We start from the raw sequence: 12,316 nt of genomic DNA, 5'->3' as shown, positions 1-12,316 counted from the left end.
ATTGTATGTTACAGCGTTATTTACACCCTTTTGTCGAAACGTTTCTACAACGCTATTATATATCTGCTTGTAAACGATTTCAACCACTTTTAAAATTTTTTTGTTATTTTGTCGAATCTGTCTTTTGGGTAACGCCTTTGGCTCTCTGCTTTAAATGCTTATTCCAATCCAAATTGATCGATTTGATTTTGCAGTCCTTCGGCTTTCAGTATACGCAGTTGTTCACGTCCGAGCAGGTCAAAATGCGGATACTGCTCACGATAATGAATGTAGGCAGGATTAAGACCATAAGAGATACACCATTGCTCCAATTTGCCAAGATCAGCACATCCTACTTTGGTAACTGTCTTTATGCCGGGAAAACGTTCATCGAGCCAGTAATGAGTCAAAAAAGCAATCTCTCCGGCTTCTACGCGGCGTTTCCATTGTATTAATTGTTTTCTATTGATTCCAAATGCCATCTGTTCGCACCTTTCCGACGTTGCCAAACCTTGAAAAAGGACCAGCCGCTGTATGAAATACAGAGCTGCTCCTTTTTATGATGCTGTCATCTGACTGACCCAGTTTGTAAGTAACCGTCTGTTCATGGTTGATTGCTGCGAGTAATACTACGGTTCCAACGCATTCATATACGCTTACGTTATTGTAATCGTTTCCTGCTTAGCGGACAATATCCGAATCATCTTCCGATTCGCCTTCCGGAAAAGCATTTTGGCTGGAAGAAGAACGCTTGATATGCTCTCCGTCCTTTTCTTCTTGCTGTTCCAGCTTTATATCTTCAATAGGCAGGGAATCTACAGTTTGTTCCGATTTAAATCGATCGAACAGGCTTTCATTCTCTGTCGGATACTGCTCTGGATTATCGCGTTTGCCTGCCTGTTCCTGTACTTTATCATTTTTGCGCGGTTCTGTCATAATCTCCATCTCCTTCGCGGATTCGGCTTGCTGTGAAATACCGGTATAACCGGTGAACCGTATTACTGTAATTTTACCTCTAGGAGCCAAATTGAAACAGGTATCCTGCAAGCTACAATAATTATCCCAGTTGGCGGATGATCCCAGACGGCACTATTCTGATAATATGTTCCATGAACCAGGGATTATCTGTACTCCTTTTAGGAATAAAAACTCTCACTTTATTATCCAGGGTAATCCGCATAGGATCTCTGTCATGTTAAGGGTTTATACAAAAAAGCGAAGCCACCCATGATATAGATGACTTCGCTTGCCGGTTTTACCCGTGTTATTGTATCCGATTGATATACAATGTGATCATTAATCAAGTTGATGTATCCTGTATAGCTGCTGCAGAAGTCCACCATGTTATTTGATAGATATCGAATAATGATCTGAATAGGACTGGATATTAGAAATAAGCGCCCCAGATGCAGACTGGCTTGGATACTTCGACACTTTTGCCTGTGTAGGTCAACTTGCCTGTCGTTTGGTCGATACCGAATACGACGATGTTATTTCCGTCGCGATTGGCTGCCAGCAAGTATTTACCGCCTGGCAGAATGGAAAAGTGTCTTGGATGTCCACCTTCTGTAGATACATGCTGTACCAGTGTGAGCACACCTGTAGAAGCATCTACTTCATACTGTACGATACTGTCATGTCCACGATTGGAACCATACAGATATTTACCATCTTCCGAAATGGCAATCTCTGCACAGCCATTGGCACCTTCATATCCTTCTGGCAGCGTGGAGATCGTCTGTACTTCATTCAGCGCACCTGTAGCTGCTTCATATTGATAGGAAGTAACCGTAGAATTCAGTTCATTGATAATAAATGCGTACTGCCCGTTCGGATGGAAGACCAGATGACGAGGACCCGCACCTGGTGTAGATGCTGTATCAACAGCAAATTCCAGCTTATTCGAATCTGCTTTCAGTGCATATGTACGCACACGGTCGAGTCCCAGATCCTGTACAATCAGATATTTGCCCGCTGGATCAAAAAATGTAGAGTGTGGATGCGGACGATCCTGGTTTTGAGGATCAACGCTGTGTCCTTCATGCTGATGTACATCCAGCAGTTCACCGACACTACCATCCTGTTCCAGAGCGATCAGACCAACCATACCGCCATGATAACTCACCATGGTCAGATAACGGCTATCTTCTGAACGCTGGATATGACAAGGTGGACCATCGATAGTATTCACACGATTCAGCAGTTCAATCTTGCCCTGTTCCGGTTGAATTACAAAAGAAGCAGCTTCGCCACCCTTGCCTTTGGGACCTGTCTCGGATGCTGTCTCGCCGAGTGCATAGAGACGTTTGGCTTTGGCATCCACATTCAAGAATGTAGGATTTTGCAGTCCGGTAAAGGAATCGGTTGGTGTCAATTCGCCAGTCTCTTCATTAAACGTATATACGTATACACCTGGATTGGCTGCTTCTGCATAAGAACCTGCAAATACAAGCAGGCGTTGATTTTGGTTTTCCATCGATTATCTCCTCCAGTTCATGTTACCTTAATTATAGTGCCTGAATTACAGGACAGCCTGGATGTTCACAGCTGTTTATCCCCTTTATCAGCAGGCATTAAATCAAATACCCTCTTATATAACTTATACCCTACGTTCACAAAAATCAAAAAAATCTGATTTCTTTTCAGATTTGATTGCTTCGGGTAATACATAGATAATTTCATTTTCGAGCCTTCTTTATCCATCTATGACCGAATGGAGTGAATTCGATGTTCAATCGTAAATGGCTGCTTGGATGGGTTAGTACACTGCTGCTCGCTGCACCCATATCTGCTTTTGCTTTTGACGATCTGGATCACACAACAGGCAGAGAGGAGATCAATTACTTGCAAAATCATAATATTCTTAGCGGAGTGACGGACACAGAGTTCCAGCCGGATGCTGCTTTGACAACTGCGCAGGGCGTGGCAGCACTGGTCAAGGGACTGAATCTTAATATCGATAATATGCGTTTTATCAAAGCGCCCAAAGCCAGCGATTACTACACTTCTGTAGATGATCAAGCCTGGTATAGCACAGATATGATAATTGCTCATCTGAATGGGCTGCAGCTAGAGTCAGACGTGGATGCCTCTTCCACCATGACACGCGGCCAGTTTGCCACTTTACTCTGGCAGGGTGTGGAGCAGGTAGATCCGGATATTCATGAATCGGGAGGCAGTACCGGTGCTCTACAGGGTCAATCGATAACTATCCATGATGCGAACCATCTTTCTTCTGCCGAACAACAGATTCTGGAGCAGGTTATCGATAGCGGGATTGCTTCGCTGGATGAAAAAAATAACTTCCGGCCCAATGACCCCATTACACGCGCAGAAGCAGCTGTAATGCTGTACAATGCTTTGGAATTGACCGGCCAAACCGAGGAAAAATGAATACAGATACAGCCTGCTATATTTTAAAAATAAAGCGTCCGGATCCTCTTGAATGCAGAGAATCGGGACGCTTTGTAAATAATATGCCGTTACTGCTCCTATCAAGGAATCACAAACAGCCTGTATATACGGTTACCCCAGAATATAATAGGACAATACACTTTGAACTTCATAGATATTTACGCTCTTGTTAAATGTTTTCTTGATTGGTACAGTGCTGCTGGAAATATAAATACACAGCTCGGCGTCCAGATCGAAATGACCAGCCGTCTCCACCGAATAATGGGAAATACTCTTGTACGGGATAGAATGGTATTCCGTCTTTTTGCCTGTAATCCCTTGCTTGTCTACCAGAATCAACCGTTTGTTGGTGAAAATAAACATATCGCGCACGAGTTTGTATGCCCGCTCAACTTGCTCTCCCGGTGCCATGATCGAAGCATATTCCTGCTGCGCCTCACTCAAATTCACTGTCGATGCATTACCAAGCCAACCATCAAAAATCCCCATATTTCTCTTCTCCTTTTTGCCTTCATAATTATGTAGCTGTTATATATATCGGAATTCCCATCACTTTTTAATAGCAGGTTATTGGGCCTGATTTATTTTTTGCTGTCACTGCAATAGCAGAATGGATCTTCAATCGCTTGGATGTATTCAGAATGCTGGATCGCTCTGCGATTGAATAATCATCATTCTCTTTCTTTATAAATGAATTTCTGTAAACGATAAGTAATAAGTACGAAGAAAGCTTGATGTAGTGCAGATGGATACTATTTTCTACACACTGTATTTTTCAAACTATACTTCTTCCCATATTCTTTCAAGCTGATTCAGCTCATCAATCGTTCTCCACGGCTTCATCCCCAGTGCCTGGTCCCAATCAAAGCTGCGTCTCAGGAAAATGCCTCGCATGCCTACCTGGGCAGCTCCCCAGATATCATTCACCGGATGATCACCGACGAATACAGTCTCTTCGCCGCTCGTTCCCAGTCGTTCCAGCATGATTTCATAGATGCGGCGCTCCGGCTTTTTGATACCGACTTCTCCGGATGTCAGGATAACGTCAAAATAAGACTCCAACCTCAGATGCAGCACTTTGCCATACTGGATCTCGTACAGCCCATTAGTCAGCATTCCAAGCTTGTATCCCCGAGCACGGCAGGATTCGATTGCTTCAATTGCATATTTCATCAAGGAAGCTTCTTTCATATAATGTTCCTTGTAATAACTATATAATGCATCTACATCAGGCTTTTGTGACCATGGAATACGTTCTACAAGTTCTTCGAAAAATCCATGTTTTTCACGGTAACCATCTGCATCCGCAATACGCAAATAACCAAGAATATCACGTAGCTTCTCCTGATCCTGAATATGTCCCAAATAGTCTTTTATCAATAATTGTGAAAAGGCTCGAAACGTATAATCTCGATCCATTAATGTATTATCCAAATCAAAAATAACCGCTTTAACAGACTGTTCTGTCATCATAAAAACCCCTTTTTATATGTATTGTGCCTACAAGATATCCTTATTTGACTCCGTATCATCATCCGATTCCAGACACGGTTCGGGTAATGGATAAGGAGCCCATACATATCGTTGCCATCGTATCTCGCCTTTTTTCAGAATCTGCTTGATATGCTGCTCAAAAGCACAGTTAAAATATTCATTCGAATCGATCCGGATATTCAACACGTGGTATTCATCGCACAAAAGTTCGCTCAGGCGATCCACTCTGTCTTCGACTTCCAGATGATAGCCTGACAAATAAGCTTTGGCGATATAGCGCCCTTTATAATCTTCATAAGGCAGGCTGATCTGAAAAGCTTCAGATAGTCTGGTCAGCAATTGTTCAAACGGTACATCTTCCAGCAGTACAAACCCCAATACCTGATGAGAAGTATGCATTGATCCACCGCCTTTCTGTATGGGTTCCATCTATCTATCGTATGAATCACCTGTATACATACCGAGTACCTGCATCGTGTATCGTTCATATTTCTTGTTCATTGTACATGCTTTTGCTTTTTCTTCACAGAAAGGATATTTATCTGTACTCGTATTTTCCTTTATACATTCATGATCATCTATATAGAACATCAAAAACCCGCCTGCGGCTGCAGACGGGTTCATTATAAGTGTATATTATTTCGTTATTCCTATCGATCAGGATCGAGTATTTGGCAGATGATCTAGAGCAGCACGTATGATTTGTCCATATGTTCTTTGCTCTCTGGCAGTATAGCCGGCTCGCGATGGGTTACCATCATTTCCTGGTCGGTAATATACATTGGGAAATCAGGAATCTCGTGCAGATAACGCTGCTGATAGAGCTTGCGGCAATCGACTTCAAAATGTACTGAATCTTCGATTACCGGCAGTTTGCCGTTTTCCTGAACATAATCATCAATCGCTCCCTGCACCTGATCCAGATGGTATGGAATATGGCGTTCTTCTTCTTCGAAGATCTCGAAAGTCTCCCGTGACAGATAAAATTTCTGATCACTTCGACCTCCCAGGTAACGGGTCAGTCTTGACAAATCCAGACTTCTATCCTCCTGCATCAATGCAGTGCGGTTGATCCCGCTCATTTCTCTCTCATATTGTAAGACGGCTGTACGAAGTTCGTTCATTGTTACATGAACCGAAGGCATGTTCGATGTCTTGCTTTTTGTCTTGAACCTTTCCAGAATAGACATAATCGTCTCTCCTTCCCTACAAATGGGATATCAGGGACAGTGTCAGAAACCGTTTACAATGAAGCTCCGAAGAAAGCTGCTAACTTTTTTCCTCTTACTATAACTATACCGCATTTTACAAAAAATGATTCACTTTTTTACAAAATAATGATATTTCACGATAAATTAGTTCTGCTCACCCACAGCAAGCTAGAATTTAGATGCAGTTTGCAGTAGGATGGTATATGGTCCTATTTTATCGGTTGAATGCTGACAGTACAGCATCTTTGATTTCCCCATATTGTGCATTCATTGCACAAACATGTATTGCTCTAATCCTATACAGAGCAGGATATGTATTCAGAAAGGAGTCTGATCGTAATATGCAAGATGTCATTATTGTAGGTGCCGGACCTTGCGGACTATCCGCTGCTATTGAGTGCGAACGCCTCGGTCTGAACACGCTTATTATCGAAAAATATAATGTGGTTCATTCGATCTATCTGTATCCGACCAATATGCAGTTTTTTAGTACAGCCGAGCTGCTGGAAATTGGTAACCTGCCTTTCCCTTCTCCTAATGAAAAGCCGTTTCGCCATGAGGCACTAGCCTATTATCGCCGGGCAGCAGAGCATTACAATATCAAAGTACAGCCGTATACAGAAGCTACCGGCATTCAGAGACATGAAGATGGTACCTTTACTCTGCAAACCGTGAATCGTCAGGGCGAAGAGCATACCCCTCAGGCTCGTCGTGTCATTATTGCTACCGGTTATTTTGATCATCCGAACTATCTGGGGATTCCCGGAGAAGATCTGGACAAAGTCACCCATTATTTCCGTGAAGCTCATCCGTACACCGGCATGCAGGTAGCTATTATCGGCGGCAGCAATTCGGCTGTGGATGCTGCCCTGGAAATTGTACGTGTTGGTGCCAAGGTCGATATGGTATATCGCGGCAGTGATCTGTCGGCCAATATCAAATCATGGGTTCGTCCAATCTTCGAAAGTCTCGTGACCAAAGGGAAAATCAATCTGCATCTGAATTCCTGCGTCACTCATATCACCGAGACCGAAGTTCAGATCACCAATACCGAAGATGGCCATACCGAGATGCTGGATAATGACTTTGTTCTCGCAATGACCGGATTCCGCCCGGACCGTAAGCTTATTACCTCTATGGGTGTGACCATGAGTGAAGATATGGACAAGCCACGCTTTGATCCCGAGACAATGGAGACCAATATCCCGGGATTGTATGTAGCCGGAGTGATTGCTTCCGGGCGTAATGCCAACGAAGTCTTTATCGAGACCGGGCGCCGTCATGGTGCCATGATTGCCAGACATATCGCTGATGCTTTCACGCATATATCCGGATAATTTTTTACGTATATGGCATCTGTTAAATTGCATTTGCGCTGTATATCTCGGTTTTGCATATGTCCGCTGGATTCCGGCGGACATTTTTGCTTCATTGAGAAATATTTCTAAAGAGGAGTGATTATTATGGGCGCTATCGATATGCCTTCCCTGATTCTGCTCGTGATGGCAGGACTCGGAATTGTCGGGAAAAACACCACCGTCACGATCGCTATGCTCGTGCTGCTGCTGATTCGTGTACTTGGATGGAATCAGGCTTTTCCGTGGCTGGAAAAATACGGATTGACGATTGGTATTATTATTCTGACTATCGGGGTGATGACTCCGCTTGCCAGCGGTAAAATTTCGATGGAGACGATTCTGGCTTCCTTTGTAAGCTGGAAATCGCTTGTGGCTATTGGTATCGGGCTATTTGTTGCCTATCTCGGTGGACGCGGCACGATCCTTATGACCAACCAGCCGACTATCGTAGCCGGTCTTTTGATCGGAACGCTGATTGGGGTTGCCTTTTTCAAAGGAGTGCCGGTTGGACCGTTAATTGCTGCTGGTCTGCTCTCCTTATTAATCGGAAAATCCTAAACTCTCCTCGTGAGGTGTATCCATGAAACAACTGACTGCTGCAGCCAAAAAAAGATCCAGCTCGATTGGCAGACTGTACTTTCTACCTATAAGCTGTACCGCTCGCTGCATTTTATTAAACGCCACGGCCCTATTTTGTCAGGGATATATCTGAAGGCTGTATATGGAGGAGAAGGGTATGTCCCGGTATTTCATACGCATTCCCTGATGACTCCCTTCCCGGTCGTGTCGCTGACTGCTCCGGTAGCTCTGACCAATTCCAAAGGCGCTGAGGATTCGATCCGTTTTGTACGGCATACCAATGAGCTGAATACGATTATCTCCAATTTTCGTATACAGTGTCCGGCTGCTTTTACGCAGCCACTGACTTGCACTATTGTTGAACAGCTGTATAACAGCACAATTGCCAATGCTATCGATTATCCGGTTCAGACAATGACCGATGCTGTTCTATTATCCTTGTGGTGTAACAAAAAGGAACAGGCTGAAGCGCAAATACAATCCTATCGATCCATTATTGCCAGCTGGCCTGCGGCTGCCCAAAAACGCTGTGGTGGCGCAGATAGATGGGAAGCCGATATACGATCGCAGTGGAATCGGGAACAAATAACTAATACGATTCAGACAGAATTGACCCGATTCAAGCTGGATCATCTGCAGGATATGCTGCTCGCTTGTGAGTGATCGCTGTTGTTGTATTGCTTATCCGGAATTCTGTCTATTGACCATCAGGGTCTGCGTAATTGTATTTGATGATCAAGATCAGCTGGCAGTGTTGCGAGATTTTTGTAAGTTCGCATTTATTGTACCGGGCAGGATATGGTATACTGCCAATACAGCTTTGACATTCAAGGCTGACAACCATGTGTACACGTATGCATCGCCAGGAGGATTATATCTATGCCCCAAGCTTTTGTCATAGAAGCGATTATGATCGCAATCTACGGTCAATTACTTCATCCGGATAAGCCGGTCAACTATATTGTTCCCTACACATCCATTATGGAACTGTATGAATTTGCAGAGAGTCAGGAACCGCTGATGAATGATTCGGTGGAAGAACGAGAAGTCCGCGAGCGCATCAAAGCGCTAATTGATTATTTGGAAGAACCACTGAACAAGAAAAAGATCCAGCGCTGTCTGCAGATGCCATGGGCGGTCAGCTCTTCTATTCTGTTTACAGATCATGTACAGCTATCGGTGGTCAATGCCATGGATAATGCCTATTACGGCGAATCCTTTGATCCGATTGAGACTGAGCTGATCCTGTCTGCACTTCGCAAGGAAGTTCCTCTTTTAACCGATCAATTTGAGATGATTCACCGGATGATCGAAGCCAAAGTACCTGTTCAGGTATATGATATCGAAGATTTCTCTTATGCACTGGAAGGTACCTCTACGGTATAACTGGCAAAAAGCCCATGTTATCTCTACGATAACATGGGCTTTTTATCATATGCTTTTTTGTGATATGAAGGATATTCAGGATTCCGGAACATAGGCATATCGGATATCATCTTCATTATCCATATATTCCACATTCAGCTTATATCCGTTCAAGTACCATAGATCCTGGGCTTCCATGTAAAACTGGATTCCTTCAGCTTCTTGCTCTAGTCCCGGACTGATCGGAGGCTCCACCGAAATGCCGAGCGAGAATCCGGGATGGATATCGCTGTTACTGCTATAGCGGGCATAAAAACGCAGCGCGTCTCCCTCTTTTAAATCCAATTCTTTTTTATACCAGCGTGCGGCTTCATCCGATACGGCGATACTCATTATTTATTCCACCTTTCGTTCAAGTTAGCGTAAATAAATCTTTTATCCTGTAAACCCTATTCAAAGTAATCGATATTCCAGCCCGACTGCTGCCTCATTATTATTACCCTGACTCTTTCCGTATTATAACATGTTACACGTATTGCGGTTATCGGCTGAATAGAAATCATTGCGAACTTGAGTCTCTTTACTGGCTTTTGTTTTCTTTTTATATACTTATGTAAACTTTGTTGACTTTATTCAACAAGAAAACATTCATATTCAGCAGATTTTTAAGCAAATTGCAAGTTTTACGTTGACATGCTCAAAAATGCAGTGATACAATCGTACACAGGCGAAGGATAATTAGAATTTATTACCATCTGCTATTACATTATGAAGAAAGGGTGAATTCCATGCGTCAACTCATGATTGTACATAACCAGGGCTATGCAAGCGATCTGACTACACAACTGAAAACGTGGAACAACCCGGCAGGTGGGCACCTTTTAAGGTAATGAATGTCTATCCATTACACTTGAGAAGTATCCATAACAATTATCATTACTGCACCGGTTGTTCACAGCCGTGCGTCATATGACATTTACAAGGAGACATGTTATGTGCATTTGCACATACGTGTCTCTTTTTTGTGGCTTCTTCTCTGATTCAGACAACATGAGCGTTATATTTCGCTGTAGATTTTTATTTATACAGGCTTGACCCTATTATGCATACAAGTTATGCATCGGAAAGGTAGTGATTGCATGTTCGCTGTTTTAAAAAATCTGGGCTGGTTTTTCCACCGGGAGCGTAAGCGTTATATTATCGGTATTCTGATGCTTGCTGGCGTCGGAGTATTGGAACTGGTCCCTCCCAAACTGCTGGGAGATGCTATTGATCGGATTTCCAGTGGCTCGATTACCTATCAGTCATTGATTTACTATTCATCGGCTATTGTAGCTACATTGATTGTCATTTATGGAGTCACTTATGTATGGATGCATAGTTTGTTCGGCGGCTCGAATCTGGTCGAGCGACTGCTGCGTACCCGTTTTATGGCCCATCTGCTGCGCATGACTCCGCCTTTTTTTGAAAGGAGCCGTACGGGTGACCTGATGGCTCGGGCGACCAATGATCTACGATCGGTCGCGATGACGGTCGGTTTTGGTATGCTGACATTGACCGACTCTACCGTTTATCTGCTGACTGTACTGCTGGCGATGGGATTTTTGATTAGCTGGAAGCTGACCCTTGCTGCTATTTTACCACTTCCATTTATTGCGATTGCCATGGCTATTTACGGTAAAGTCGTACATGCCCGCTATACACTGGCGCAGGATGCTTTTGGCGATATGAATGATCAGGTGCTGGAATCGATTGCCGGTGTGCGTGTTATCCGTGCTTATGTGCAGGAACGCCAGGATGAGAAGCGATTTGAGCATATTACCAATGATGTGTATCGCAAGAATCTTGCTGTCGCGATGGTGGATGGATTATTCGAGCCGACGATTCGTCTGTTTGTCGGGCTGAGTTATATTATCGGTCTTGGCTTCGGTATCTATCTGGTGTTCCACAATGAGCTGACACTGGGTGATCTGGTTTCCTTTAATATTTACCTGGGAATGATGATCTGGCCGATGTTTGCCATCGGTGAATTGATTAATATTATGCAGCGTGGTAATGCTTCTCTCGACCGGGTGAACGAGACGCTGGCTGTCCAGCCGGATGTTCAGGATATTCCTTCCCCCGTAGTCGTCGATTATCCGCAGATGATTGAATTCAATGATATTACATTCCGCTACCCTACCTCCACTGTCGATAATCTTCAGCATGTATCGCTCAAGATTCGTGCCGGAGAGACACTTGGCGTAGTTGGACGTACCGGCAGCGGCAAATCTACCCTGCTCAAGCAGCTGCTACATGAATATCCTGCTGGCAGCGGCGAGCTGACAATCAGTGGTGTACCGATTCAAAATATTGCCAAGGATCAGCTGCACAGCTGGCTTGGTTATGTGCCGCAGGAGCAGATTCTGTTTTCCCGAAGTGTGCGCAATAATATTCGCTTTGGTAAATCGGATGCAAATGACGAAGAAATTATGAATGCTATTCACACTGCAGCTTTTGATACGGATCTGCATACGTTCCCTGACGGCTTGGAGACTATTGTCGGCGAACGTGGTGTAGCCCTGTCCGGTGGTCAGAAGCAGCGTGTATCACTTGCTCGTGCCTTTATTGCCGAACCAGAGATTCTGATTCTGGATGATGCACTTTCTGCTGTCGATGCACGTACCGAAGCACGTATTATAGAAAATATCCGTACCAAACGTTCAGGCAAAACGACTCTGATCGCGACACATCGCCTGTCTGCTATCGAGCATGCAGATCATATTGTCGTCCTGGATCGGGGCAAAATTATTGAAGAGGGAACCCATGCCGAGCTTCTCGAAGCCGGTGGCTGGTACCGTGAACAGTACGAACGGCAGCAGGTGGCGAATTCCCTCGATGGGGAGGTGTCTTAATTGGAGACACAGGATTACGAAC

General features: G+C 44.1%; 14 protein-coding genes. 6 read left to right on the top strand and 8 right to left on the bottom strand.

The window, feature by feature from the left end; translation table 11 throughout:
* Positions 1–158: 158 nt before the first annotated feature.
* The 3 genes from AR543_RS11830 to AR543_RS11820 all read right to left on the bottom strand — a co-directional run bounded on the left by AR543_RS11830 (position 159) and on the right by AR543_RS11820 (position 2,455).
* The gene (locus AR543_RS11830) at positions 159–461 is read right to left on the bottom strand and encodes a hypothetical protein (protein ID WP_060534615.1); all 303 of its coding nucleotides are present in this window, start codon (positions 459–461) and stop codon (positions 159–161) included.
* Between the two features lie 199 nt (positions 462–660).
* Positions 661–915, bottom strand: a complete 255-nt coding sequence (locus AR543_RS11825) for a hypothetical protein (protein ID WP_017814971.1) — start codon at positions 913–915, stop codon at positions 661–663.
* A gap of 451 nt (positions 916–1,366) precedes the next feature.
* Positions 1,367–2,455, bottom strand: a complete 1,089-nt coding sequence (locus tag AR543_RS11820) for a lactonase family protein (RefSeq protein ID WP_060534614.1) — start codon at positions 2,453–2,455, stop codon at positions 1,367–1,369.
* 251 nt (positions 2,456–2,706) lie between these two features.
* On the opposite strand from AR543_RS11820, the gene AR543_RS11815 reads away from it, so the two are divergent.
* Complete coding sequence (locus AR543_RS11815) at positions 2,707–3,372, top strand: S-layer homology domain-containing protein (RefSeq protein ID WP_060534612.1); 666 nt, start codon at positions 2,707–2,709, stop codon at positions 3,370–3,372.
* 132 nt (positions 3,373–3,504) lie between these two features.
* On the opposite strand, the gene AR543_RS11810 is transcribed toward AR543_RS11815, so the two are convergent.
* From AR543_RS11810 to AR543_RS11795, 4 genes are all read right to left on the bottom strand, one after another.
* Positions 3,505–3,882 (bottom strand): PH domain-containing protein, encoded by a 378-nt coding sequence (locus tag AR543_RS11810; protein ID WP_060534610.1) that lies wholly within the window; start codon positions 3,880–3,882, stop codon positions 3,505–3,507.
* A gap of 291 nt (positions 3,883–4,173) precedes the next feature.
* Entirely contained in the window at positions 4,174–4,866 is a 693-nt protein-coding gene (locus AR543_RS11805; RefSeq protein WP_227871741.1) for an HAD family hydrolase, read from the bottom strand.
* A gap of 27 nt (positions 4,867–4,893) precedes the next feature.
* Entirely contained in the window at positions 4,894–5,316 is a 423-nt protein-coding gene (locus AR543_RS11800) for a hypothetical protein (protein ID WP_227871740.1), read from the bottom strand.
* A gap of 254 nt (positions 5,317–5,570) precedes the next feature.
* Complete coding sequence (locus tag AR543_RS11795; RefSeq protein WP_060534604.1) at positions 5,571–6,077, bottom strand: DUF3939 domain-containing protein; 507 nt, start codon at positions 6,075–6,077, stop codon at positions 5,571–5,573.
* A 362-nt stretch (positions 6,078–6,439) separates the two neighbouring features.
* Between AR543_RS11795 and AR543_RS11790 the strand changes: the two genes are divergently transcribed.
* The 4 genes from AR543_RS11790 to AR543_RS11775 all read left to right on the top strand — a co-directional run bounded on the left by AR543_RS11790 (position 6,440) and on the right by AR543_RS11775 (position 9,421).
* Complete coding sequence (locus tag AR543_RS11790) at positions 6,440–7,435, top strand: YpdA family putative bacillithiol disulfide reductase (protein WP_060534601.1); 996 nt, start codon at positions 6,440–6,442, stop codon at positions 7,433–7,435.
* A 135-nt stretch (positions 7,436–7,570) separates the two neighbouring features.
* Positions 7,571–8,014 (top strand): DUF441 domain-containing protein, encoded by a 444-nt coding sequence (locus AR543_RS11785; protein WP_060536755.1) that lies wholly within the window; start codon positions 7,571–7,573, stop codon positions 8,012–8,014.
* Between the two features lie 135 nt (positions 8,015–8,149).
* Complete coding sequence (locus tag AR543_RS11780; protein ID WP_145953914.1) at positions 8,150–8,698, top strand: BAR domain-containing protein; 549 nt, start codon at positions 8,150–8,152, stop codon at positions 8,696–8,698.
* A 216-nt stretch (positions 8,699–8,914) separates the two neighbouring features.
* Positions 8,915–9,421 (top strand): hypothetical protein, encoded by a 507-nt coding sequence (locus AR543_RS11775; RefSeq protein ID WP_060534597.1) that lies wholly within the window; start codon positions 8,915–8,917, stop codon positions 9,419–9,421.
* Between the two features lie 75 nt (positions 9,422–9,496).
* Here the strand turns inward: AR543_RS11775 and AR543_RS11770 are convergent, their stop codons facing one another.
* Complete coding sequence (locus AR543_RS11770; protein WP_060534594.1) at positions 9,497–9,793, bottom strand: HesB/YadR/YfhF family protein; 297 nt, start codon at positions 9,791–9,793, stop codon at positions 9,497–9,499.
* 746 nt (positions 9,794–10,539) lie between these two features.
* Between AR543_RS11770 and AR543_RS11765 the strand changes: the two genes are divergently transcribed.
* A complete protein-coding gene (locus AR543_RS11765; protein WP_060534592.1) occupies positions 10,540–12,294 on the top strand; it encodes an ABC transporter ATP-binding protein in 1,755 nt (584 codons plus the stop codon).
* The last annotated feature ends 22 nt before the right edge of the window (positions 12,295–12,316 follow it).

This window comes from Paenibacillus bovis, from assembly GCF_001421015.2.
GTDB classification, from domain to species: domain Bacteria; phylum Bacillota; class Bacilli; order Paenibacillales; family Paenibacillaceae; genus Saccharibacillus; species Saccharibacillus bovis.
Note: the sequence above shows the minus strand (reverse complement) of the source record. Positions and strands in the feature narration are given on the sequence as shown.